The organism is Rhizobium sp. CB3090 (genome assembly GCF_029714285.1).
Classification (GTDB): domain Bacteria; phylum Pseudomonadota; class Alphaproteobacteria; order Rhizobiales; family Rhizobiaceae; genus Rhizobium.
On record NZ_CP121662.1, the window covers coordinates 299,215 to 323,833 of the forward strand.

Sequence of the window (24,619 nt, forward strand, 5' to 3'; positions counted from 1 at the left end):
GATGGGTGGGTCACACCTTTTGGCTGAGGGGAGGCATGGGCCTAAGCCTATAGGATATGGAAAACTACGCCATTTGAGAGATAACGGCGCTGGCGGCCATCAGCACAACGACGATCCATGGCGGCGACTTCCACACTACCAGCAGAAGGAAGCCGGAAAGGGCGAGGGCGAAATCTGCCGATGTGAGGACCGCGCTGGTCCATACCGGATTATAGAGAGCGGCGGCCAACACGCCGACCACGGCTGCATTTGCGCCCCGCATGGCCGCCTGAGCCAGCGGATAGGTGCTGAGCCTGTCCCAGAAAGGCAGGGTGCCGACGAGCAGCAGAAAGCCGGGCAGAAAAATAGCTAGCAGAGAGATGGCCGCGCCGGCAAGGCCATGAGGAGACGGTATCATCGCCGCTCCGAGATAGGCTGAAAAGGTAAAGAGCGGACCGGGCACGGCCTGCGCAACGCCGTAGCCGGCAAGGAAGGCGTTTTCCGATACCCAGCCCGGCCTCACGACCTCTGCCTGGAGCAGCGGCAGCACGACATGCCCGCCGCCGAACACGAGCGCGCCGGAACGATAGAAGGCATCGAAAAGACGCAGTCCCTGTGAATCCAGAGCAGAAACAAGGAGCGGCAGCCCGAACAACAAGAGCAGAAACACCAGCAAGCAGATGAGGCCCGCAGATCTGGATATTCCGAACGAAAAACTTGGCTTGTGCTCGACCACAACTCCGCGACAAAGGGCAAGTCCCGCTACAGCGCCCAGCACGATGGCTGCGAGCTGTCCGAGCGCCCCGCCAAACGTCACCATGAAAATCGCCGCGAGCGCGATACCGGCACGCGGCCTGTCTGGCGTCAGCGACTTTGCCATGCCCCAAACGGCTTGGGCGACAACAGCCACGGCAACGAGCTTCAACCCATGCAGCAAAGCCTGCCCGAGGGTATTGTCGAGGGCAGTGGCCGCGGTGGCGAAGATGAGCAGGATCAGCGCCGACGGAAGCGTAAACGCGCTCCATGCCGCAAGCGCCCCCAGCGGGCCGGCTCGCAACAGGCCCATGGCAAACCCGACTTGGCTCGAAGCAGGTCCAGGAAGGAACTGACAGAGGGCAATAAGATCGGCATAACCCTTTTCGTCGATCCACTTCCGCCGGGCGACGAGTTCGTCGCGGAAATATCCGAGATGCGCGATCGGCCCGCCGAACGAGGTGAGGCCAAGCTTGAGGAACGCGCCGAAGACCTCCCGAGGTGTGCCTGCAGGTGGAACTGCGGGTCGGTCTTCGGCTACCTCTTTTGCATTCACGACCGCATCTCCCAATTTTGCTCGCTCCATATCATCGTCATCAATGACGGCGCGATGACAGTAGACGACTGCGATCTTTCCTTGCAATGAGCCGCTTGCCGTTGATCGGTCAGCGGACACAGCAGAAATGCTCCGCTTCCGAGCAAAAGGATATGTCAGGCCTTTTCCGCTAACGGGCTGCGCGAGGTCAACCCGACACCCACCAGCGTCACCGCCAATCCTACGAACATCGCCGTCGTCAGCGGTTCGGAGAATAGGGCCCACGCCCACAGCATGGTAACGGGTGGGCTGAGATAAATGGCCGCGCTGACCTGCGCCACCGGGAAGAGGCGCAGGCTGGTGTAATAAACCGAATAGGCGGCAAAGGTTGCGATCAGCACCAGCCAAATCATGCCGATCGCGAAGCCGCGGGTCAGCGGCGGGGCAAGATCGCCCTGCATCGTGGCGCAGATGCCGAACAGCACGGAACCCGTAAGCGTGTGGATGCAAAGGCTCTGGTGAATGGGCATATGCTTGGTCCGCCGCTTTTTGTGCAGAACCGATGCGAAGGCAAAAACGAGCATCGAGCCGACCGTCAACCCATAGGCCCATATTGGAGCCGCGCCGAAGCTTAGGCTGTCTAGCGACACGATCAGCACGCCGGCCACCGCAATCGCCGTCCCCAACCATTGGCGTCCGCTCAGCCTTTCCCCCAAGACAGGTTGCGACAAGGCAGCAATAGCTAGCGGCAGGAGATCGGAGATCAGCGCCACCAACCCCGTCGGCACACGCTGTTCGATCGCCAGCGCAAAGCCGCCGAGATAGAGGAAGACCGACATCACGCCGAACAGCATCTGATCCGCTATCGCGCGCATCCGCATCCGCGGCCCGATCGCCAATGCAAAAGGCAGCAGCACCAATCCCGACAGCAGCGTGCGCCAGAACAGGAGCAGCATAACGCCGGCCTCCTGGCTTGCGTAGCGAATGCCGACGAAGCCGGAACTCCAGCTAAAGATCAGCAGCGTCGCCATCAACGGCCAAAGGAAGCGGCGGTTGTTTAACAAGGGTTGGGAGAGAGGTTGGTCGGTCATAAGGCTCTCAATTGGATGTCACCTACCACTCAGCCATAGGCCGGGGCCAATTCGATTACACATGACAAATATCGATCGCGGCATGACATTTCAGTCTTAGAACGAATGAATATTTGCCAGATGCCGCCGGAACATGCATTCTCTCTGCAAGACTATCTGACCTGAGTTTGCCATGACCGAGTTCACCAGCCGACGTTTGGAAATCGATGCGTTGCGCGCGCTATGGGCGATTCGTCATCACGGCGGCATCACCCGCGCAGCCGAGGCCCTGGGCCTGTCGCAATCCGCCGTCAGCCATAAGATCAAGCGGCTTGAGACGAGCCTCGATTGCGATCTGCTGAGCCGCAAGCCTGGAGCGTCGATGTTCACCGCGGCCGGAGAGGATCTGCTTGATTATGCCGGGCGCATCCTCGGCCTGCATGACGAGGCCCTGTTGAGCCTGTCGAAGACGCCGCTTGCCGGACGCGTTGCCCTCGGCTTGACCGAGGATACGACCTGCACCGACCTTGCCCGCATCTTGGGACGATTTCGCCGCCTGCACCCGAATGTATCCGTCCGCACCAAGGTCCGCATGAGCCTGGTCCTGCGGGGAATGCTGGAGCGGGGCGAGCTTGACGCGGCCATCATCCAGGTTTTCGCCCATGAGGTCCGCCCGACCGATGTCGTTCTCTTTCGGGAGCAGCTTCATTGGGTCAAGCATTCGGACCTCTCCTTGCCCCAAGATGGCCCGGTTCCTTTTCTGTCTTTCGACGATGAATGCTTCTATCGCCGATGGGCGCTCGACATCGGACAGGACGGCGGCGTGGTTCTTGAAACCGTGTTCGAATGCGCGAGTGCCGCGGGAATTATCGCAGCCGTCACTTCAGGCTTGGGCGTGGCGCTTCTGAACGGCCGTCATTTGCAACCCGATATGGAAATCATTACCCATGGCCTGCCGGCACCGCCTGCCTTGGCCTATGTGGTGCGCCGCGGTCGCAAGGTGAGAAATCCGGCGCTCGATACGCTCGTGGCAGAGATCGAGAGCGAAATCAGCCGTTACGGAGGGCTGGCTCTGGCGAGTTGAGCCAAGTGGAGGCAGAATGCCGCCTTCGAACGAACACCAAAATGGAGCGGCATGCCCATGCTGATCGGCTCATGTCATTGCGGCAAGGCGGGTTGGACGCTCGAAGGCGATCCAGGCTCGATCACGGCCTGTAATTGCACGCTCTGCCGGCGCTATGGCGCATTGTGGGCCTACGGTTACGAAGGGGAGCGGATTTCCGTCACCGGGCAGACCGCGTCCTATACGCGCGCCGGCAGGGAGAAGTCCTCCCTTGAAATATTGTTCTGCCCGTCTTGCGCCTGCGTATTGAGCTGGCGCGGCCTGAGGCTTCAAAAGGATGGCCGCCGACGCATTGCCGTCAATCTTCGGCTTGCACCACCGGATCTCGTCTCCGACCTGCCTATCGATCACTTCGATGGGCTGGACACGTTTGAAGACCTTCCTTCAAAAGGACGGTGCGTGCGCGATCTCTGGTTCTGATGGCGGGCCGACGATTTCTCAGTTAGCCAGCACGCGCGGCGATGGGAAGGTGATCTCCACCAATGTCCCCTCGTTCGGCGCCGAATTGATCGAGAAAGTCGCCCTGTTGGCGTCGACCATGGCCTTGGTCAGCGGCAGCCCGAGGCCGGTGCCGTCGCCGCGTTTGCGGGCATTGGTCGACACCTGGCGGAAGGGTTTCATTGCCTGTTCCAACTCGCTGCGAGTCATGCCCACACCGGTATCGCGGATGCGCATGACGACGCTGCCATTGCCTTCGTAAGATGTAGACACGACGATCTGGCCGCCTGATGGCGTGAAGCGGATGGCGTTCGACAGGATGTTCAGCGCGATCTGCTTGATCGAGCGTAGATCGGCGACGACGTTCGGCACGGCCTGCGACAGCGCCGTGCGGATGATGACGCGCTGGCTGTTGGCCTGCGGCTGCACCAGCGACACGGCTTCGGCAATGGCTTCGTTGAGGCCGACGGAGGCAAATTCCAGGTCCATCTCACCGGCTTCGATCTTGGAGATGTCCAGGAGATCGTTGACGATGTCGAGCACATGCCGCCCCGAGCGGCCGATATCAGTCGCATATTCGATATAGCGGGAGTGACCGATCGGCCCGAAGCGCTCGCCGGCCATCATGTCGGAAAAGCCGATGATGGCGTTGAGCGGCGTGCGGATCTCATGGCTGACGCGGGCGAGGAAATCGGTCTTGTGGGCATTGGCCGTCTCCGCCGCACGCTTGGCGTTGCGCAACTCTTCTTCGGTGCGCTTCCATTGCGTGATGTCGCGGATGACGGCGCAATAGCCGTTCGAGGAGTTCAGGCGACCCATGGTCATGAACAGGGGCACGAAGCCGCCCGATGCCTCGCGACCGATGACCTCGCGGCCGTCGTTCAGTACGCTCGCCACGCCATGGCCGGAGAGGCCGCTGAGATAGTCGAGCACGGCCTTCTGGCTCTCATGCGCAAAGAGCATCACGAAGGGTTTGCCGCGGGTTTCCTGGTCATCATAGTTGAAGAGCGCGCTTGCCGAGCGGTTCATCGAGCGGATCTCGCCCTCCTGCCCGATGATGACGACCCCATCCGTTGCCGTTTCCAGCGTCGAACGCAGCTCTTCGATTTCGACCTGCAGCTTGGCGAGCTTTTCGACCATGCGTTCCGGCCGCGCTTCTTCCGGCACGGGCTCCGGCGCAGGGGCTTCGCTCTTTTCGATCGGCATCAGCGCCAGCATCAAAGCGGTGCCGTCTTCCCAACGGATCGATTGCAGCCGCGCGGTAACGGGCACGAGCGTATCGTCGGCGCGCACCACCATCATCGTTCCCGGCTGTTCGGTCTTGCCTTCGAGGTCATGACGCTGCAGCAGCGCATCCAGGCCGCCGACATGTTCCAGGTCATTGAGACTTTCATAGCCCGTCAGCCGCAGGAATTCCGGAGTGCCGTGGATCAGCCGGTCGCCGGCGTGGACCAGAATGGCGAGGGGCAGTTGATCGACAATCTCCGCCGACAGCCCATCACGCATTTTCATGCGTGGCGGAATGGCGGTGCTCAAGACCTCCAGCGGATCGATGTTTTCTTCCGGCGTTTCTGTCTCAGTCGAAGGCGCCGGCATATCCGGTTCGGATTGTGTGGTCTCGACGCTTTCTGGCTGCTCTTCGGCATGCGGCGGCTCTTCGGCAGCATGGTCGTCGGCCGGCGCTTCGATGGCATCGGACAGAACCTCATCCGCAGCATTTGGCTGCGGGGAGATGTCCACCACCTCTTCTGACTGTTCCACCGTTTCAGGCTCGCCGCTCGGCGGCTCGGCGCGTTTGCCGAAGGGGTCGAGCTGCCGGGCGATCTCGCGGAAGGCCGCCTGTTCGCTGAGCGACAAGCCGCCTGAGGTCTGCATGCGGCGCTCGTGCAACCGGATGACCTTGTCGGATTCCCGGCGGTTCGGCGTCTCGGCAATCTTCAGGGCAGGCGGCTCGTCTTCCGTGGGAACGGGTTCGCCCGTTGCCTCGGATCCTGCATCGCGAGCAGTCTCCTCTTCCGCGGCAACATTTTCCTCCGCCGCCTCCTGCAGCACTTCTTCGGCGATTGCCGGCGCAACCGTCTCCGCGGCTGGCTCTTCAGCGATGCCCGGCGTCGGTGCTTCCTGCTCGTCCTCTCCATCCAGCCTCAAGCCAAGCTTCATCGGATCTTCGATGGCATCGGACAGGCGGACGACGCCGAAGCCTCTGAAGCCGTCGAATTCGCGGCTGCGCGTGTAGGTTGGCAATGCGGCCAGATCGACCGGCACCACCAGGCTGGTATTTTCCACCGGCCAATAGATCGTCCGGCCCGACCATGTGTCGCGTCGCGCCAAAAGCTCGGCGATCTTGCCGTCCGGATCGAGATTGAAATGCTTGGCAATATCGGCGAAGGCAACGCCGGTTACTTTCGTGGCATGCGGGCCGACGGCTTCGGCGAACTCGCGCGAGACTTCGCTGAAGCGACCTTCGGCATCGATCCTCCAGACGAAACGCGTGGCGCGGCCGCTGCGTTTGAAGGTGAAACCCTCCGACTGGTCGTTTTCGGGAATATCAGCCTCGGCTGCGACAGGCTCGGCGCCTGCTTCTGCATCCTCCGCCTGCCTTTCTCCGGCGCTCGGCCGGAGATCGTCATCGGCCTCCGGTACAAGCTCGTCGGCATGTGCGGCCGCCTCGATCTGTTCGGGTGTCGCGCCGTCCATCGTCACCAGCGTATCGATATCCTGACCCACGGCATCGGTATGTGCATGTATTTCTTCATGGTCTGCGCCAGACGTTTCCGCCGTATGCTCGACCTCCTCGATATTCGCCACAGCATCGATGACCTCAGGCGAGGGCACTTCCGCGGCAGGCGCGGCGTCAGCCGGTATTTCGTCAGCCGCCGCAGTCTCGAGTTCATTCCGCGCCTCTTCCGCCTCCGGCTCTATCGCGGTGCCCGCGGCCGAAGCGGTGGATGTGTTGGCCCCGAGGCTTGCCGTCGGATCGAGATTGCCGGCTGCGGTATCGACGACGAAGAGCAGATGCAGGGCAGGGATTTCCGACAGCTTGCCGACGGCGGCGGGCAGATAGCCGTGGCCGGTTGGGATCGGTCGCTTGATAAGCCGCTCCGCCTGCGCGCCCGCCATGGTCGTCAACATCCTTGCGGTCTGCGACGTCACGCCCAACGCGTCGAAGCGGGCGGAAGCGGCGATGATTTCGCCGTCGCGGCCGATCACGGCCATATGCGTATCGGGATCGTCGAATCCGTCGATCATCCGCTTCGCACTCTCGGTCGCGGCAAGCGGTTTGGATGAGATTGGGGAGGAGAACAGGACCGCCTCTTCGCCCGCCTGGACCTGGATGATTTCGACCGCGGCGTTGACGACGGCGCGCTGGAAGCCGGAGGCCATGCGGATCAGGAAGGTGCGCTGGTCGCCGACCGCACCAAGTCCGCGCGCCGTCGCTTCGATCTGGCGGAAAGAGACATCGCCGGCCTTCGGTCCCTGGTCGAGGAAATCGTAGATGATATCGTAGCCGAAGAGATTGGCGCCGGCGCCGTTGGCCCAGAGCACGCGATCCATGCCGGTCGAAAACAGCACCATGGCTTCGCCGCGCGCAAAACGCTCCCGAACGCGGGGGTGCACGGCAATATCAATGAATGGGTACTGAATTGCGGGCATGTTCCGACCTGTTTTGCGGGCGTGATCGCCTCTCTTACTTTAACGCTTTATTAATAACGGCGCCCCGGTTTCAGGTCCAGCGACGGGCCGGGTTTTTAACTGGCAGGGTTAACGTGTTGTGCATCGCAAAAAATATGTTGCAATGCACAATAGTTTATATTATATAAGGCTCAATCAATTCACCAAGGGCGCCTCTGAGGAGGGCCCATATAGGAGCGCTATCATGGCTACTGTAAAGAAAGACGACGTTTTTTCAACGGCTGCATTCGACCCGTCCAAGCTGTCTGAATCCTTCCGCGACTTCGCCGAAAAGGGCGCTGCACAGTCCAAGGAAGCCTTCGCCAAGATGAAGACGACCGCCGAAGACGCCGGCAAGACTCTCGAAGCCACCGTGCAGACTGCCCAGGCCGGCTCCGTGGAACTTGGCCTCAAGACCATCGACGTGCTGCGCGCCAATGCTGAAAGCTCGCTGGCGCACATGGAAGCTCTGCTTCGCGTCAAGTCTGTCGCCGAACTCTTCGAACTGCAGACCTCCTTCATCCGCAAGCAGGCTGAAGTAACCGTCGAGCAGGCCAAGTCCATCCAGGAAACCACCAAGAAGGTCGCCGAAAAGCTCGCAAAGCCGGCCAAGGACGCTGCCGAAAAGGCCATGTCCTCCTTCAAGGTCGCTTAATTCTCCAAAAACTTCCCAAGACCGGAACGTCCCGTTTTCAGTTGAACACTGGAAACGGGACGTTTTAGATTCGGGCCGACAGAACGCCTTTGGCTGTTTCGTCCGAATGCGATGCGTGTTTTGAAGGCGGGTCATACCCAGCTTTTTCATATTGCAGGGAGATAGGACTTGAAATAATTTCAAAGTCCTCGTATGTGACCCCCGTCCCCGCGGCAACGCGGCATGTGCGGTTGTAGCTCAGTTGGTTAGAGCGCAGGTTTGTGGCACCTGAGGTCGGTGGTTCGAGACCACCCAACCGTACCATTTCTCCCTTATCGATCGGACAGAAGCAGGCAGCCGGGCGTTAACCTCAGGCTATTTCTTATCCTCAGGCTTCTTCGCGACATGTCCCGGCGAGATTGGGTCGCTCGCAGGAAAGGTCTCCTCCAGCGCCTCCTCGAGATAGTCGTCCTGCTCCTTGCGTTCCTTCTCGGTCAGCTTCGGTTTCTTCTTCTCGCTCATGATCTTTGCTCCCTGAGATGTTCTTAGGATTCTAGGCCATGGCCGGCTCTTGTCCAGCGCGGTCGCACCTCCATGCTGTGCCGCGCATCTCTTGCGCTCATCTGGAGATTTCTGGAACGTGATGCATGAGACGATCTTGGCGCGGCCGCGAAAGCCGGCGTCACGCGCAAATGAAATGGGAACCATGCGTCTGGCCACGGTGTTCACCGATGGCGGTGGGATTTCCTTTGGAACCGTGCCAGCGCGCCGCCGTTCTGTTCATATCAACAACGAGACGGAAGGACCTCGCCATGTCCGTGCCACGCGAGCCGATTCCCGAAACGCCACCGATGCCCGGTCCCGGCTGGACGCCGGAGCCGCCAATAGAGGAGCCGGATCCCGACAGGCTGCCGGATGAAATTCCCGTTCCCAACCCCGATGAGAACGAAGAGCCGCCGAAGCATGCCGAAATAACATGCCTGAAGGCTGACGGGGCTTCAGAAAAATATCCGCCTTTCCTCGCTCACTAGCTCCTGCAGAAAATCCGCGACGGTGCGCACTCGCACCAGATCACGGGCGCTTTCGTGATAAATGGTCCAGTAGGCGCGTTTGATCGAGATATCGGGAAGGATGCGGATCAGCTCCGGATATTGCCTGGCGATGTAATCGTGCAAGATGCCGATGCCGGCGCCGGAGCGCACCGCTTCCGTCTGGCCGATGGAGGTGGAAATTTCGAACGATGCGTCCCAACTCCGCATGATCTCGCCGGAAAAATTCAGCGAGGCGGTAAAGATCAGGTCTTCGACATAGCCGATGCGCGGGTGCAGTTTCAGCGCCTCGACGCTGTCGGGCAAGCCCGCCTGATCGAGATAGGCCTTGGAGGCGTAGAGGCCGAGCGTATAGTCCGTCAGCTTGGACGAGATCAGGCGGCCTTGTTCCGGACGTTCCAGCGTGATGGCGATATCCGCCTCGCGCTGCGATAGCGAAAAGGAGCGGGGCACCGGCACCAATTGGATACGCAGTTCCGGATAGCGCGCAATCAGCCGACCCAAGCGGGGTGCGAGGAAGGAGACGCCGAAGCCGTCGGGCGCGCCGATGCGCACCGTGCCGGTAATGGCGCTGTCGAGATGGCCGACGCTCGCCTGCGCGCGCAGCATCTCGGTTTCCATGCGCTCGGCCGCATGCAGGAAGATTTCCCCCTCGGAGGTCAGGTCGCAGCCATTGGTGCGGCGCACCAGCAGCCGCGTCTTCAGCCGCTCCTCCAGCGTCGTCACTCGCCGGGAGAGCGTCGCATGGTTGACCCCAAGCCGTTTCGAGGCCGCAAGGATCTGTCCCGTGCGGGCAACAGCAAGAAACATGCGGACGTCATCCCAATCCATATGCACATCCAGGACTTTAATTTCTGCACAACGGTTGCTTATATCAGCTCATTGATTTGTGCAAATTGAAGTGCGATCCTGTCATCATTCCAGAAAACGAGGAGGCACATCCATGCAAGAGATCGGTCATTTCATTGGCGGCAAGCGCGTTGCCGGCACCAGCGGCCGCACGAGCAACGTCTATAATCCGGCAACCGGCGAAGTGCAGGCGACAGTCGCGCTCGCCAGCGTCGAAGAAATCCGCGCAGCCGTCGAAAATGCCAAGGCCGCGCAGCCGAAGTGGGCCGCCACCAATCCGCAGCGCCGCGCCCGCGTTTTCTTCAAGTTCGTTGAACTCCTGAACCAGCATATGGACGAGCTGGCGGTGATGCTCTCCAAGGAGCACGGCAAGACGGTCGACGACTCCAAGGGCGACGTTCTCCGTGGCCTGGAAGTCTGCGAATTCGTCTGCGGCATTCCGCATCTGCAGAAGAGCGAGTTCACCGAAGGCGCCGGCCCGGCGATCGACATGTATTCCATCCGCCAGCCGGTTGGTGTCGGCGCCGGCATTACGCCGTTCAATTTCCCGGCCATGATCCCGATGTGGATGTTTGCACCGGCAATCGCCTGCGGCAACGCCTTCATCCTGAAGCCGTCCGAGCGTGATCCGTCCGTGCCGCTCCGTCTCGCCGAGCTGATGATCGAAGCCGGTCTGCCGGCAGGCATCCTGAACGTCATCAACGGCGACAAGGCTGCGGTCGACGCCATTCTGACCGATCCGGATATCGCTGCCGTTTCCTTCGTCGGTTCCACGCCGATCGCCCGCTATGTCTATGGCACGGCCGCAATGAACGGCAAGCGCGCGCAGTGCTTCGGCGGCGCCAAGAACCATATGATCATCATGCCGGACGCCGATATGGATCAGGCTGTCAACGCCCTGATGGGCGCTGGCTACGGTTCGGCGGGCGAGCGCTGCATGGCGATCTCCGTTGCCGTTCCGGTGGGCGAAGACACCGCCAATCGTCTGGTCGAAAAGCTGGTGCCGAAGATCGAATCCCTGCGCATCGGCCCCTACACCGATGACAAGGCCGATATGGGCCCGCTCGTCACCAAGGATGCCTATAACCGCGTCAACGGCCTGATCGACCGCGGCGTCGAGGAAGGCGCCAAGCTTGTTGTCGACGGCCGCGGCTTCAAGCTGCAGGGTTACGAGGACGGCTATTTCGTCGGCGGCACGCTGTTCGACCACGTCAAGCCTGAGATGGATATCTACAAGACCGAGATCTTTGGACCGGTTCTGTCGGTCGTCCGCGCCAAGAACTACGAAGAAGCGCTCGACCTGCCGATGAAGCACGAATACGGCAATGGTGTCGCGATCTACACCCGTGACGGCGATGCCGCCCGCGATTTCGCCTCGCGCATCAACATCGGCATGATCGGCGTCAACGTGCCGATCCCGGTTCCGCTGGCTTACCACTCCTTCGGCGGCTGGAAGGCCTCGAGCTTCGGCGACCTCAACCAGCACGGCACGGACTCGATCAAGTTCTGGACCCGCACCAAGACGATCACCGCCCGCTGGCCGTCCGGCATCAAGGGTGGCGCTGAATTCGTCATGCCGACGATGAAGTAACATTCTTCGGTATCGTCTGATACGACCGCCGCCCAATGCCGATTGAGGCAGATTTGGGCGGCGGTTTTTTGTTGCGGTTATTTTCTGCTGAGTCATCTTGCTGGATGGTGTATTTTGTTTTAGAACAAAACAAGAACAACCGGAGGACGGTGCGATGCCCGTAACCTATCAGATCGACTATCTCGAATTCCCATCGACCGACGGGTTGAAGACCCGGCGCTTTTTCGAGGAAGCTTTCGACTGGAGCTTCGTCAGCTACGGACCGACCTATCACGCCATCGAAGCGGCGGGCATCGACGCCGGCATCCAGGGCGATGCGGCAGCGGCCACCGACGCACCACTCCCCGTCGTGCGCACGACGGATTTGGAAGCGGCGCAGCGCGCCGTCGAACTCGCCGGCGGTGTGGTCACACGGCCCGCCTTCGACTTTCCCGGCGGCCGGCGCTTTCACTTCCGCGAGCCGGGCGGCTGCGAGATGGCGGTCTGGGTTTCGGTGAGCTGAAGGCCCGACCTTTATCTGTTCAAAAATTCGCAGATCGCCATTGATCGAAATCGACGATTATTCCGGCACCGGCGTGCCTGCCGCCCCCGAACGCAAGTGGGCGCGGCCGGGCAGGGACGTTCCATATCCCATCAGAATAACGTGAATGTAAATTTCATCTTTTGGAATTGTTCAAAACTACGAAAGGCACTATATACCAGTCGAACCGTCCTATGCGGCCTTGATTCCAGGAGATTGGCATGCGCTTGACCAAGCAGACCAACTACGCAGTGCGCATGCTGATGTATTGCGCCGCCAACGAAGGCCACTTGAGCCGCATTCCGGAAATCGCAAAAGCTTACGGTGTTTCCGAGTTGTTTTTGTTCAAGATTTTGCAGCCGCTCACTAAGGCCGGTCTCGTAGAGACCGTGCGTGGGCGCAATGGCGGCGTGCGTCTCGGCAAGCCGGCGGCCAACATCAGCCTGTTCGATGTCGTCAAGGTGACGGAAGATAGTTTCGCGATGGCGGAATGCTTCGAGGAAGGTGTCGTCGAATGCCCGTTGGTCGATAGCTGCGGCCTGAATTCGGCGCTACGCAAGGCGCTCAACGCCTTCTTCGACGTGCTGACGGAATATTCCATCGACGATCTCGTCAAGGCTCGTCCGCAGATCAATTTCTTGCTCGGTCTGACCGAGGACGATCGCCGGGCGTTCGCCAAGAAGCCCGTGATCGCGGCGCCGGCCGCCTGATCCCCTAATTTGTGCCAGTTTTTCAGTCCGCGGACGCTTTGAAGTGTCCGCGGATTTTTGTTGCCTGGCCGGCAAACCCTGTGGCCGATCATTCGTATTTTTGAACAGGCAAGCGTAAAATTATCCAGATTGCGTCGAAAAGAGGCGCGATTTCGTCAGATTGTTACCAATCCAAGATCATTTTTAGCTTAAAATTTCCAAACTCCGCAATTTGGAAAAATTTTGGGCCGGGCGTGTTGCTTTCACACATTAAATAGCGTTCCATCGGCGCGATCCGGATAGGAACCTATGGGGATCCACGGCTTCAAAAGAATAACAAACCTGGGAAACGATATCATGAAAAAGATCTCTGTCCTGCTGGCAGTGACAGCCCTGACTTCGGTTATGGCGACGTCCGCCTGGTCCAAAACGCTCGTCTATTGCTCGGAAGGTTCACCGGAAGGTTTCGATCCGGGGATTTATACCGCCGGCACCACCTTCGACGCCTCTTCGCGCACGGTTTACAGCCGCCTCGTAGAGTTCAAGCACGGCAGCACCGAAGTTGAGCCCGGCCTTGCCGAAAGCTGGACCGTTTCCCCCGATGGCAAGGAATACACCTTCAAGCTCCGCAAGGGCGTGAAGTTCCAGACCACCGATTACTTCACCCCGACCCGTGACCTCAATGCCGACGACGTCGTCTTCTCGTTCGACCGCCAGCTCAAGGAAGACAGCCCGTGGGCCAAGTATGTCGCCGGCGGTTCCTATGAATATGCTGCGGGCATGGGCTTCCCGAAGCTGATCAAGTCGGTCGACAAGGTCGATGACCTCACCGTCAAGTTCGTCCTGAACCGCCCGGAAGCACCGTTCATCGCCGACCTCGCCATGGACTTCGCTTCGATCCTGTCGAAGGAATATGCAGACAAGCTGCAGGCCGACAAGAAGATGGAGCAGATGAACCAGCAGCCGCTCGGCACTGGCCCCTTCACCTTCGTCGCCTATCAGCCTGACGCTGTCATCCGCTACAAGGCGAATGAAACCTACTTCAAGGGTAAGGAAAAGATCGACGATCTCGTCTTCGCGATCACCCCGGACGCATCGGTTCGCGCGCAGAAGCTGAAGTCCGGCGAATGCCAGATCATGCCGTACCCGAACGCCGCCGACATCAAGGATCTCCAGACCGACAAGAGCCTGAAGGTTCTCGAACAGCCGGGCCTGAACGTCTCCTATCTCGCCTACAACACGCTGGTTGCTCCCTTCGACAAGGCCGAAGTGCGCAAGGCGCTGAACATGGCTGTCGACAAGCGCGCGATCGTCGACGCCGTCTTCCAGGGCTCCGGTTCAGTCGCCACCAACCCGATCCCGCCGACCATGTGGTCCTACAACAAGGACATCAAGGACGATCCGTATAACCCCGAAGAAGCCAAGAAGATGCTTGAAAAGGCTGGGGTCAAGAACCTCAGCATGAAGATCTGGGCGATGCCGGTTTCGCGTCCGTACATGCTGAATGCGCGTCGCGCTGCCGAGCTGATGCAGGCTGACCTCGCCAAGATCGGCGTCAAGGCCGAGATCGTCACCTATGACTGGGCTCAGTACCTGAAGCTCTCCTCCGCCAAGGACCGCGATGGCGCGGCTATCCTCGGCTGGACCGGCGACAACGGCGATCCGGACAACTTCCTGGACACGCTGCTCGGCTGCGACGCAGTCGGCGGTAACAACCGCGCCCAGTGGTGCAACAAGGAATTCGACGATCTCGTGAAGAAGGCCAAGCAGACGTCCGACATCAAGGAGCGCACCAAGCTCTATGAACAGGCGCAGGTCGTCTTCAAGCGCGAAGCTCCGTGGATGACCATCGACCATTCCGAGGAGTTCATTCCGATGAGCACCAAGGTTTCCGGCTACGTGCAGGATCCGGTCGGCGTTCACCGCTTCGACGGCGTCGATATCGCCGAATAACGGACACGCTCTGAAATACCCGGTCGAAAGCCGGGTGAAGCCGGCGGTCAGGCAATTTGCCTGACCGCCGGAAAACTTTGGACATCTGCCATGTTGCGATTTCTTTTCGGCCGCCTTGCGGTGCTGATCCCGACATTCCTCGGCGTATCGATCGTCGCTTTTTCCTTCATCCGCCTGCTTCCCGGCGATCCCGTCATGCTGTTGTCGGGTGAGCGCGTCATGTCGCCAGAGCGCCACGCCCAGATCTCCCATGATCTCGGCTACGACCAGCCGCTGATCGTACAATACGGCCATTATATCTGGAACGCGCTGCATGGCGATCTCGGCACTTCGATCACCACCAAGCGCGACGTCTTGACCGACTTCCTGACCTTCTTCCCGGCAACGCTGGAACTGTCGATCTGTGCCATGATCCTGGCGATCTGTCTCGGTATCCCGGCCGGCGTTTTCGCCGCCGTCAAGCGCGGCACCTGGTTCGATCAGAGCGTGATGGGCGTGGCCCTCGTCGGCTATTCCATGCCGATCTTCTGGTGGGGCCTGCTGCTGATCATCGTCTTTAACGGCTATCTGCATTGGACGCCGGTTTCCGGTCGCATCGGGCTCATCTATTTCTTCAAGCCCATCACCGGTTTCATGCTGATCGACAGCCTGCTGTCGGGTCAGAAGGGCGCCTTCGCCTCTGCGCTGAACTCGCTGATCCTGCCGACCATCGTGCTCGGCACCATTCCGCTCGCCGTCATCGCCCGGCAGACGCGTTCGGCCATGCTGGAAGTTCTGGGCGAGGACTATGTCCGCACCGCCCGCTCCAAGGGCCTCGCGCCGCTGCGCGTCGTTTCCGTGCACGCGCTCCGCAATGCCATGATCCCCGTCGTCACCACCATCGGCCTGCAGGTCGGCGTGCTGCTCGGCGGCGCGATCCTGACGGAAAGCATCTTTTCCTGGCCGGGCATCGGCAAGTGGATGATCGACGCTGTCTTCAAGCGCGATTATCCTGTGGTGCAGGGCGGTCTGCTGCTGATCGCGGGCATCGTCATGCTCGTCAATCTCGCCGTCGACCTGCTCTACGGCTTCATCAATCCACGCATTCGTCACTAGGAGCGGCCCATGAGTACGGTAAGTCTCAAATCCGACCGCCCCTCCGCTCTCGCGGAGTTCTGGTACTATTTCTCGCGTAACAAAGGCGCCGTCATCGGGCTGGCGATCTTCGTCTTCGTCCTGTTCCTGGCGATCTTCGCAGGCCTGGTCGCTCCGCATGATCCGGATACTGCCTATGGCAGCGCCATGCAGCGCTTGTCGCCGGCGTGGGCCCCAGGCGGCAATAGCGACTTTCTCCTCGGCACCGATGCCAATGGCCGCGATCTTCTCTCGCGCCTGATCTACGGCACGCGGTTTTCGCTGTTCATCGGCCTGGTGGTTGCCTCGCTGTCGGCGCTCGCCGGCATCCTGATCGGCCTCGTCGCCGGCTATGTCCGTGGCCGCACCGATACGATCATCATGCGCATCATGGATATCATCCTTGCCATCCCCTCGCTGCTGCTCGCCCTGGTGCTGGTGGCAATCCTGGGGCCCGGCCTGACCAATGCCATGATCGCGATCTCCATCGTCAACCAGCCGCACTTCGTCCGCCTGACGCGTGCCTCGGTAATGGCCGAGCGCGACAAGGAATATGTCATCGCCTCGCGTGTCTCCGGCGCCGGTCCGCTTCGCCTGATGTTCAAGACCATCCTGCCGAACTGCCTGGGTCCGCTGATCGTGCAGGCGACGCTTGCCTTCTCGGCCGCGATTCTCGACGCCGCAGCCCTCGGCTTTCTCGGCCAGGGCGCGCAGCCGCCGACGCCGGAATGGGGCACGATGCTTGCGGATTCGCGCGAATTCTTCCAGAGCAATCCCTGGCTCGTCACTTTCCCCGGTCTCTGCATCCTCATTACGGTTCTCGCCATCAATCTGATGGGCGATGGCCTGCGCGATGCCTTCGACCCGAAGCTGAAGAGGTCGTGATGCCGCTTCTCGATATTGAAAATCTCACCGTTGAATTCCAGACCGCGTCCGGCTTGTTCCGGGCGGTCGACGGTGTCTCTCTTACCTGCGACAAGGGAGAAATCCTCTCGATCGTCGGCGAATCCGGTTCTGGTAAATCCGTATCCATGCTTGCCATGATGGGGCTTCTGCCCTGGACGGCGAAGATCACCGCCGACCGCATGACCTTCGATGGCAAGGACCTGCGTGGCATCTCCTCGCGCCAGCGCCGCAAGATCATCGGCAAGGACATGGCGATGATCTTCCAGGAGCCGATGTCGAGCCTCAATCCGTGCTTCACAGTCGGCTTTCAGCTCGGCGAGACCCTGCGCATCCATATGGGCCTCGACCGCAAGGCGCGCCGTGAGCGCTCGATCGAGCTGTTGAATCTTGTCGGCATTCCGGCACCTGCGGATCGTTTGTCGAACTTCCCGCACCAGATGTCGGGCGGCATGAGCCAGCGCGTCATGATCGCGATGGCGCTTGCCTGCAATCCGAAGCTGCTGATTGCCGACGAGCCGACCACCGCGCTTGACGTGACCATCCAGGCGCAGATCCTCGATCTGCTCGTGCGTCTGCAGAAAGAGCAGGGCATGGCGCTGGTGCTGATCACCCACGACATGGGCGTGGTGGCCGAAACCGCCGAGCGCGTACAGGTGCAATATGCCGGCCAGAAGGTCGAGGAGCAGCCGGTGAAGTCCCTGTTCCGCGATCCCCATCATCCCTATACGGCAGCACTTCTTTCGGCCTTGCCGGAACGTGCCGTGGTCGGCGAGCGCCTGCCGTCGATCGCTGGTGTCGTGCCAGGCCAGCATGATCGCCCCACGGGCTGTCTCTTCGCGCCGCGCTGTTCGTTTGCGACGCCGGCATGCGATCGCGGCGTCAAGCGCCAAGGCGTGGAGCTCGGCGTGGCACTCTGTAACTATCCACTGGAACACGGCAAGCCGCTCGGCCATCCCGGCCTTGCCGCCACGCAAGCAGCAGGAGGCCGTTGATGTCGGGTGCTGTTCTCGAAGGGCGCGATCTCGCCCGTTTCTACACCGTCAAGCGCGGCGCCTTCAAACCGGAAGCGACCGTCAAGGCATTGAACGGCGTCAGCTTCAGCCTGCAGTCCGGCCGCACGCTCGCTGTCGTTGGTGAATCCGGTTGTGGCAAGTCGACGCTCGCTCGCCTGGTGACGATGATCGAGGATCCGACGGCGGGCGAATTGCTGATCGACGGCAAGCCGGCGAAGCTCGGCGACCGCAGCCTGCGCAGCGCCGTGCAGATCGTCTTCCAGAATCCTTATGGCTCGCTCAATCCGCGCCAGAAAGTCGGCTCCATCCTCGAGGAGCCGTTGAAGATCAATACTGATGATGATGCCGCCACCCGCCGCCGCAAGGCCGAGGAGATGATGGCGCGCGTCGGCCTGCGCCCAGAACATTACGACCGCTATCCGCACATGTTCTCCGGCGGCCAGCGCCAGCGCATCGCCATCGCCCGCGCATTGATGCTGCGGCCGAAGGTGCTGGTGCTCGATGAGCCGGTCTCCGCACTCGACCTTTCGATCCAGGCTCAGGTGCTGAACCTGCTGATGGACCTGCAGAAGGAGATGGGGCTCGCCTATCTTTTCATCTCGCACGGTCTTTCGGTCGTCCATCACATCGCCGACGATGTGATGGTGATGTATCTCGGCCGCCCGGTCGAGATCGGTACGGCGGAAGAAGTCTTTACCCGCCCGCGCCATCCCTATACCGCCGCGCTATTGTCGGCGACGCCGATCGCCGATCCCGAACGCGAGAAGAACCGCATCCGCCTGCAGGGCGAACTGCCGTCTCCGCTCAACCCGCCGACCGGCTGTCACTTCAATCCGCGTTGCTGGCGTGCGCAGGATAAATGCCGCCAGGTGACGCCGGAATTGTTCGGCGAAGGAACGCAAAAATTCGCCTGTTTCTTTCCGTTGGATTGATTCGGCAATGGGGAGATGATTGCGGTTTTCACACCGGGAACAACGAATGACCAAAACATCGACCACCCCCCTCGCTATCATCATCATGGGCGTCAGCGGCAGCGGCAAGTCGTCCATCGGCGAAAAGATGGCGGCGCTGCTGGGTCTGCATTTTGTCGAGGGTGACGCACTGCATCCCGCGGCCAACGTCGAAAAGATGAGCAAGGGCATTCCGTTGACGGACGAAGATCGTTGGCCCTGGCTCGACCTCATCGGTCAGCAGATCGCCGCGAGCCTAGCGAAAGGCGAAGCGATTGCCGTGTCCTGCTCCGCTTTGAAGCGTATTTATCGCGAGCGTCTGCGAACCGCCGCCGGCGGACATCTCTATTTCGTCTATCTCAATGGCTCGAAGGAACTGCTGACCAAACGCATGGGCGAGCGCAAGGGCCACTTCATGCCGGCGTCACTGCTGGAAAGCCAACTGCAAACGCTGGAAGTGCCGACCGGCGAACCCGGCGTCGTCACGGTCGGCATCGATGACACGGTCGACGGCATCGTCGAGGCCGCACTCAAGGGCCTCGACGCAATTCGGTAAAGTCCGATGTCTCAGGGCGCGAAGCGGTCCGGTGCGTAAGCCGAGATGTCGATGAACGGCTTTTCACCGGTAATCAGCTCGGCAAGCACGCGTCCCGTCACGGGTCCTAGCGTTAGGCCATGATGTGCGTGGCCAAAGGCGAACCACAGGCCTTCGTGGCGCGGCGCCTTGCCGATGATCGGCATCATATCCGGGGTGCAGGGGCGGGCGCCCATCCAGGGCTCTGGGTCGAGTCTCTCGCCGAGCGGAAAGACGGTGCGGGCGACGGCTTCGGCACGGTCAAGCTGGATCGGTGTTTTCGGCGCATCGCGCAGTGCAAACTCCGCCCCAGTCGTCAGCCTGATGCCGCGGCTCATCGGCGCCAGAAGATAGCCGCGCTCGGCATCCAGCGTCCAATTGTTGAGGATTGCGTTGTCCTCGGTGGCGTAATGCATGTGATAGCCGCGCTTGACGCCCAGCGGAAAGGCATAGCCGAAACGCTTCGTCACGAGATCGGCCCAGGGGCCGAGAGCGACGACGGCATCCTCCGCCTCGATCGAGCCTTCCGACGTCGCCATCTTCCAATGGGAGCCGGACCGGCCAAGTGAGACGGCGTCGCCGACCGTAAAGCGCCCGCCGATGCTCTCGAAATAAGCACGGTAAGCAGCGATCAGCCCATGCGGATCGAGCACGGACCAGGGGTCGCGCCAGCGCAGGCCGCCGGAAAAGCTGCCCTTGATGTGCGGCTCCAGCGTCGCGATATCGGCACCGGTCAGTGCGTCATAAGCGATGCCGAATTCGCGGTTGAGGCGCTCGGCCTCGGCGAATTCCGCATCGCGTTTTTCGTTCGTGCGGAAAATCTCCATCCAACCATTTTTGCGGATCAATTCCTCGGCGTGGGACGCTTCTATCAAGTCATTGTGCTCGCTGATCGAATGCTCGATCAGCGGCGCATAGGCGCGCGAGATCATCTCATGCCGTTTGGTATTGGAATTCCACCAGTAGCGGGCCAGAAAGGCAATCTGCCCGGGCAGCGCGCGCAGGTGATAATGTGCATCGATGCGGTTGTTGAAGGCGTAGCGCAGCAGCAGGCCGAACTGCTGCGGAAAGCCGTAGGGCACGACGCCTTCGCGCTGGATCAGTCCGGCATTGCCGAAGGAGGTCTCTTTACCGGGAGCTTTGCGGTCGACAAGAGTGACCTGGCGCCCGCGCCGCTGGAGATGGATGGCCGTCGATATGCCGACGATGCCTGCACCGAGCACGATTGCGTCTTTTGCCATGTTCCCTGCTATCCGCGTGCTTCTTTTTATTTGAGCATGGTCCTATCCCAAAACCATGCTCCAAGCAGCGAAAATGCCTGCCAAAATGCTGCGGCGCAAATGAAAAATGCAATCAAGCCCCGACCTGTCTTAAGGCCGCATTTTCAGCGCGAATGCGAATGGTAAGAATGGCTGCGTTGAGCAGCGAGAAGATCAAGGCGTAAAGCGGCAGGCCGAACGCAAGCGGCAGCACGGCGATCTCGCCGATGACCACGGCGTAGTTCGGATGGCTGAGGAAACGATAGGGTCCGTTTGTCACCAAAGCTGCGCCGGGCAACACGATGATCCGCGTCGTCCAGCGTCCTTTCAGAGTCGCGAGCACCCAAACGCGGAGGCCCTGCAGCACCATGAAAACGATGAACCAGATCAGGCTGACTGGTCGGTCTGCGGCCAGAAGCCACAGACCGACGAGCCAGGCCGCATGCATCGCGACCATGTAGGGATAGTGTTCCGGTGCGATCTCCCGGGCGCCGCGAGCAAGGAGAGCGGCGGTGTTGCGCCGGGCGTGCAGCAGTTCGGCCAGCCTCTGCAGCGTAACAAAGGTCAAAAGTGCGATCGATGGCCAAACCATCAGGCGGCCTTCTTCAGCGTGACGCAACTCGCCGCAAAGCCGGGACCCATGGCGACCAGGGCCGAACGCCGCGGCAGGCCGGCGCTGATGGCGCGCTCCAGCACGAAGAGCACGGTCGGCGACGACATATTGCCGTAATCGCTGACCACTTCACGTTCGATATCCAGCGAGCCGGGTTCCAGACCGAAGGCGGTCTCCAGCGCCGCCAGCACCTTGGTGCCGCCGGGATGGCAGATGAAGCGGTCGACATCGGATATAGCCAGGCCGGCGCGGCCGAGAATGCCGGCGACGGCGGGTTTGATATTCGCTTCGGCAAAGGGCGGCAGCGACTGGTCCAGGATGATGCCGAAGCCCGTATCGTCGATCTTCCAGCCCATGATGCCAAGCGAATCGGGAAAGAGATGCTCGCCCGTCGATTCGATCTCTGCGAGACCATCCTTGCCGGTGCGCAGGATACAGGCGGCTGCGCCATCGCCGAACAGCGCCGTCGCGACAATGTTCGGCCGCGTCAACTCGTCCAGCCGGAAGGCGAGCGAGCAGAGCTCGAGGGCAATGAACAGCACGACAGCGCCAGGCCGGCTCTTTGCCATGCGCGAGGCGATACCAAGGCCGGAAACGCCGGCCGCGCAGCCGAGGCCGAAGACCGGCACGCGCTCGATATCGGAGCGGAAGCCCAACTCGCGCGAGAGCCGCGCCTCCAGGCTAGGTGTCGTAACGCCCGTCGACGACACCGTTACGATGCAATCGACCTCTTCCGCCTTCAGGCCGGCGCGTTCCAGCGCGTCGGTCGCGGTCTTCGTAAAGAGCTGGCTTGCGACCTCGGCATAGGCTTCCATCCGGTCCTGCCACCCATGCGATTGCTCGAACCAGGAGAGCGGCCGGGCAACATATCGTTTGCGTATGCCGGCGCTGTCGAACACGCGGGCGAGATGCTTAAAATCGCGAAACCGATCGGAAAACAGGCGGCCAGCGGTCTCGGCGGCCTCCGATTGGTAGAGGATGTTGTCGGGCGTGGCGACAGCCAGACTGACAAGCTTGACGGTATCGGTCACGTGTTTCTCCTTGCGACCCGCGGCGGGTACTGAGGTGAAACACGCCAGCAGCAGGAATTATTCAGTAGCGTCGGTCACAAAAGAGTGAGGGCAGGTCGCGATAGAAGCGCGAGAAAAATATTGGATGGCTGCGAATAAAATGAACGGATCGCGTGTTCTCCCACCGCAACATTCATTTTGCCAAGGAGCAATCCCATGACGACTACCGCTTTCCGCCTGGCTTCCGTCGGTCTCGGCGCCTGCCTCACTCTCGGCGTTCTCACGGTTCCGGTTTTCGCGGCTGGCGACAACAGCAGCACGACACCTACCTGCAAGAAAGGCGAGATCTACGACACGAAGACGAAGAAGTGCGTGAAGCAGCAGGGCGCCAATATCACCGACGAGAACCGCGCCGACTATGCTTATTCGCTCGCCAAGAAGGACCACCGCTATGAAGAAGCGCTGGCAGTTCTGGATACGATGCAAAACCCGAACACGGCCGAAGCGCTGAACTATCGCGGCTATGCCACCCGCAAGCTCGGCCGCACGGATGAAGGCATTTCCTACTACCTGAAGTCCGTCGCAATGGACCCGAAATACTCGTTGGTTCGCGAATATCTCGGCGAAGCCTACGTCATCAAAGGGCAGATCGACCTCGCCAAGGATCAGTTGAGCACGATCAAGACGCTCTGCGGCAACACCTCCTGCGAGGAATACCAGGACCTGAACAACGCCATCCAGAATCCGTCGAGCCTCTGATTTCGGGCGTCGGACCTGAGGCGACCGGCATAAGCAGTCAGTATTCAGAGGGATATCCGAGTGTCAGTCGCTCATTCCACAATTTCTGCTTATAGTCGGGTAAAATCGGAACCGCCGGCAAGGCCGGCGATTCCCAAAAACGCGAACCTCGCGGAGGGTGCCATAGCCAGCGAAGAGGATATCAGGGCGGGTCTGTCGCAGCATCTGACGCGGCTCTGGCGCTATGCGGTGGTGCTGTCTCGCCAACGCGACGTCGCGGATGATCTGGTGCAGGCGACCTGCGTCAGAGCACTGGAGCGGGCTGGGCAGTTCGCGGCCGGGACACGGCTCGATCGATGGTTGTTTTCGATCCTGCACTCGATCTGGCTGAATGAGATACGAGCGCGCCGGGTGCGCATGGGCCAGGGATTTGTCGATGCCGACGAGACATTGGTCTTCGACGGTGCGCGCGAGACGGAGACGCATATCCTCGCCGGCCAGGTGCTGAAACAGGTGCAGGCGCTGCCGGAAGCGCAACGTACCGCCGTGTTCCTCGCCTATGTTGAAGGACTTTCCTATCGCGAAGTGGGGGAGGTTTTGGATGTGCCGATCGGAACGGTGATGAGCCGGCTGGCGGCGGCGCGGGCGAAGCTCGCCGATGGTGCGGGACCCGCGGATGGCGCGGCTTTCCGGGGCCGGGCGACTGGGGAACGGGAATGAGTGAACTAGACAACAAAAAAATGCCCTCGGACGAGCTGCTGACTGCCTTCATCGACGGCGAGTTGAACGCCGCCGAGAGTGACAGAATAGAAAAGCTGATCGCCAGCGACGCCCAAGTGGCGGAGCGCTTCGACTTCTTGTCGCGCAGCGATCTGCCCTTCCGTGAGGCATTCGAACCCGTGCTTGCCGCCGCCCCGAGCGCCAAGCTTACCGCCATGCTTGCTGCCATCCCTTCCGCAAGCGAGCAAAGGAAGGCTACTTCCGGCGTCAGTCGCCGTGGCTTCCTGTCCGCGATCGCCGCCTGCCTTGTCGTGGGCGTCGCCATCGACCGCGCCGCGATCGGCATCAGCCGCAGCCTCAGAAAACCGGATGAGGCAAGCGAGTGGCGCGCCGTCGTCGCCGAATATCTTTCCCTTTATACGCCGGATACGCTGAGCGCGCCGGCTGGCAATCGGGCCCAACAGGTCGTGCAATTGAGCGAAGTCGGCTCCAAGCTCGGCCTCACGCTGACGCCCGAAGCCGTTGCCCTGCCGGGCATTGATTTCAAGCGCGCCCAGCTATTGAATTATGATAACAAGCCTCTGGCGCAGATCGCCTATCTCGATCCCGAAAGCGGTCCGATGGCACTCTGCATCACCCCATCGACCAAAGGCGCCTCCGCACCGGACATGGAAAACCGTCGCGGCATGAATGTCGTCTACTGGTCGAACGCGACCCTCGCCTTCATGCTGATCGGCCATTTGCCGATCGACCGGATGAAGGCGCTGGCGGATGGCGTTCGGGGGAGCTTGGCGGCTTGAGATTGAGCCTTTCCCCAACGCGTGAGAAGGGTTAGCTCCCGCAAATCGCACGATTCAAAAAGAATTTG

24 protein-coding genes and 1 tRNA gene are annotated in these 24,619 nt (G+C 60.8%); 17 read left to right on the forward strand and 8 right to left on the reverse strand.

From position 1 onward, the window contains the following. Positions 1-64 precede the first annotated feature (64 nt). Both chrA and QA646_RS01440 read right to left on the reverse strand, forming a co-directional pair. Positions 65-1,303 (reverse strand): chromate efflux transporter, encoded by a 1,239-nt coding sequence (gene chrA, locus QA646_RS01435; RefSeq protein WP_283057169.1) that lies wholly within the window; start codon positions 1,301-1,303, stop codon positions 65-67. A 140-nt stretch (positions 1,304-1,443) separates the two neighbouring features. Further along, a complete protein-coding gene (locus QA646_RS01440) occupies positions 1,444-2,358 on the reverse strand; it encodes a DMT family transporter (RefSeq protein WP_283057170.1) in 915 nt (304 codons plus the stop codon). Between the two features lie 172 nt (positions 2,359-2,530). Here QA646_RS01440 and QA646_RS01445 point away from each other — a divergent pair, with 172 nt between their 5' ends. Next, positions 2,531-3,421: a LysR family transcriptional regulator gene (locus tag QA646_RS01445; protein WP_283057171.1), complete on the forward strand. Its 891-nt coding sequence runs from the start codon at positions 2,531-2,533 to the stop codon at positions 3,419-3,421. Positions 3,422-3,478: 57 nt separating this feature from the next. Then, a complete protein-coding gene (locus tag QA646_RS01450) occupies positions 3,479-3,880 on the forward strand; it encodes a GFA family protein (protein ID WP_283057172.1) in 402 nt (133 codons plus the stop codon). 18 nt (positions 3,881-3,898) lie between these two features. On the opposite strand, the gene QA646_RS01455 is transcribed toward QA646_RS01450, so the two are convergent. Then, the gene (locus tag QA646_RS01455) at positions 3,899-7,552 is read right to left on the reverse strand and encodes an ATP-binding protein (RefSeq protein ID WP_283057173.1); all 3,654 of its coding nucleotides are present in this window, start codon (positions 7,550-7,552) and stop codon (positions 3,899-3,901) included. 223 nt (positions 7,553-7,775) lie between these two features. Here QA646_RS01455 and QA646_RS01460 point away from each other — a divergent pair, with 223 nt between their 5' ends. Both QA646_RS01460 and QA646_RS01465 read left to right on the forward strand, forming a co-directional pair. Further along, on the forward strand, positions 7,776-8,225 hold the full coding sequence (locus QA646_RS01460; RefSeq protein ID WP_283057174.1) for a phasin: 450 nt from the start codon (positions 7,776-7,778) through the stop codon (positions 8,223-8,225). 226 nt (positions 8,226-8,451) lie between these two features. Further along, a tRNA-His gene (locus QA646_RS01465) sits at positions 8,452-8,528 on the forward strand. 51 nt (positions 8,529-8,579) lie between these two features. Here QA646_RS01465 and QA646_RS01470 read toward each other — a convergent pair. Continuing rightward, complete coding sequence (locus tag QA646_RS01470) at positions 8,580-8,726, reverse strand: hypothetical protein (RefSeq protein WP_181316005.1); 147 nt, start codon at positions 8,724-8,726, stop codon at positions 8,580-8,582. Between the two features lie 290 nt (positions 8,727-9,016). On the opposite strand from QA646_RS01470, the gene QA646_RS01475 reads away from it, so the two are divergent. Beyond that, positions 9,017-9,235, forward strand: a complete 219-nt coding sequence (locus QA646_RS01475; RefSeq protein WP_283057175.1) for a hypothetical protein — start codon at positions 9,017-9,019, stop codon at positions 9,233-9,235. Here the strand turns inward: QA646_RS01475 and QA646_RS01480 are convergent. Next, on the reverse strand, positions 9,203-10,084 hold the full coding sequence (locus QA646_RS01480) for a LysR family transcriptional regulator (protein WP_283057176.1): 882 nt from the start codon (positions 10,082-10,084) through the stop codon (positions 9,203-9,205). The two genes, QA646_RS01475 and QA646_RS01480, sit on opposite strands and share 33 nt — an antisense overlap. Before the next feature lie 112 nt (positions 10,085-10,196). Between QA646_RS01480 and QA646_RS01485 the strand changes: the two genes are divergently transcribed. The 9 genes from QA646_RS01485 to QA646_RS01525 all read left to right on the forward strand — a co-directional run bounded on the left by QA646_RS01485 (position 10,197) and on the right by QA646_RS01525 (position 19,393). Further along, entirely contained in the window at positions 10,197-11,693 is a 1,497-nt protein-coding gene (locus tag QA646_RS01485) for a CoA-acylating methylmalonate-semialdehyde dehydrogenase (RefSeq protein WP_283057177.1), read from the forward strand. A gap of 154 nt (positions 11,694-11,847) precedes the next feature. Next, the gene (locus tag QA646_RS01490) at positions 11,848-12,195 is read left to right on the forward strand and encodes a VOC family protein (protein ID WP_283057179.1); all 348 of its coding nucleotides are present in this window, start codon (positions 11,848-11,850) and stop codon (positions 12,193-12,195) included. Positions 12,196-12,434: 239 nt separating this feature from the next. Beyond that, positions 12,435-12,923 carry an iron-responsive transcriptional regulator RirA gene (gene rirA, locus QA646_RS01495; RefSeq protein WP_283057180.1) on the forward strand — a complete coding sequence of 163 codons (489 nt, stop codon included), beginning with the start codon at positions 12,435-12,437 and terminating at the stop codon, positions 12,921-12,923. Between the two features lie 336 nt (positions 12,924-13,259). Continuing rightward, a complete protein-coding gene (locus tag QA646_RS01500) occupies positions 13,260-14,855 on the forward strand; it encodes an ABC transporter substrate-binding protein (RefSeq protein ID WP_283057181.1) in 1,596 nt (531 codons plus the stop codon). A gap of 90 nt (positions 14,856-14,945) precedes the next feature. Further along, a complete protein-coding gene (locus QA646_RS01505; RefSeq protein WP_283057182.1) occupies positions 14,946-15,950 on the forward strand; it encodes an ABC transporter permease subunit in 1,005 nt (334 codons plus the stop codon). Positions 15,951-15,959: 9 nt separating this feature from the next. Next, positions 15,960-16,853, forward strand: a complete 894-nt coding sequence (locus QA646_RS01510) for an ABC transporter permease subunit (protein ID WP_283057183.1) — start codon at positions 15,960-15,962, stop codon at positions 16,851-16,853. Then, on the forward strand, positions 16,853-17,866 hold the full coding sequence (locus tag QA646_RS01515; RefSeq protein WP_283057184.1) for an ABC transporter ATP-binding protein: 1,014 nt from the start codon (positions 16,853-16,855) through the stop codon (positions 17,864-17,866). The genes QA646_RS01510 and QA646_RS01515 overlap by 1 nt, the downstream gene beginning before the upstream one ends. After that, entirely contained in the window at positions 17,866-18,819 is a 954-nt protein-coding gene (locus QA646_RS01520) for a peptide ABC transporter ATP-binding protein (protein ID WP_283057186.1), read from the forward strand. The genes QA646_RS01515 and QA646_RS01520 overlap by 1 nt, the downstream gene beginning before the upstream one ends. Positions 18,820-18,865: 46 nt before the next feature. Next, positions 18,866-19,393: a gluconokinase gene (locus tag QA646_RS01525; protein ID WP_283057187.1), complete on the forward strand. Its 528-nt coding sequence runs from the start codon at positions 18,866-18,868 to the stop codon at positions 19,391-19,393. Between the two features lie 11 nt (positions 19,394-19,404). Here QA646_RS01525 and QA646_RS01530 read toward each other — a convergent pair whose 3' ends face one another. The 3 genes from QA646_RS01530 to QA646_RS01540 form a co-directional block, all read right to left on the reverse strand. Continuing rightward, positions 19,405-20,652, reverse strand: a complete 1,248-nt coding sequence (locus tag QA646_RS01530) for an FAD-binding oxidoreductase (RefSeq protein WP_283057188.1) — start codon at positions 20,650-20,652, stop codon at positions 19,405-19,407. Between the two features lie 112 nt (positions 20,653-20,764). Continuing rightward, a complete protein-coding gene (locus QA646_RS01535; protein ID WP_283057189.1) occupies positions 20,765-21,262 on the reverse strand; it encodes an isoprenylcysteine carboxylmethyltransferase family protein in 498 nt (165 codons plus the stop codon). Continuing rightward, positions 21,262-22,314, reverse strand: coding sequence for a type III polyketide synthase (locus tag QA646_RS01540; RefSeq protein ID WP_283057191.1), 1,053 nt, complete (start codon positions 22,312-22,314; stop codon positions 21,262-21,264). Before QA646_RS01540 ends, QA646_RS01535 begins: the two co-directional genes overlap by 1 nt. A 195-nt stretch (positions 22,315-22,509) precedes the next feature. On the opposite strand from QA646_RS01540, the gene QA646_RS01545 reads away from it, so the two are divergent. From QA646_RS01545 to QA646_RS01555, 3 genes are read left to right on the forward strand one after another with little or no spacing between them, the layout of a single operon-like run. Beyond that, entirely contained in the window at positions 22,510-23,052 is a 543-nt protein-coding gene (locus QA646_RS01545; protein ID WP_283057193.1) for a tetratricopeptide repeat protein, read from the forward strand. 60 nt (positions 23,053-23,112) lie between these two features. Beyond that, entirely contained in the window at positions 23,113-23,751 is a 639-nt protein-coding gene (locus QA646_RS01550; protein ID WP_283057195.1) for an RNA polymerase sigma factor, read from the forward strand. Positions 23,752-23,771: 20 nt separating this feature from the next. Next, on the forward strand, positions 23,772-24,551 hold the full coding sequence (locus QA646_RS01555; protein ID WP_283058935.1) for an anti-sigma factor: 780 nt from the start codon (positions 23,772-23,774) through the stop codon (positions 24,549-24,551). The last annotated feature ends 68 nt before the right edge of the window (positions 24,552-24,619 follow it).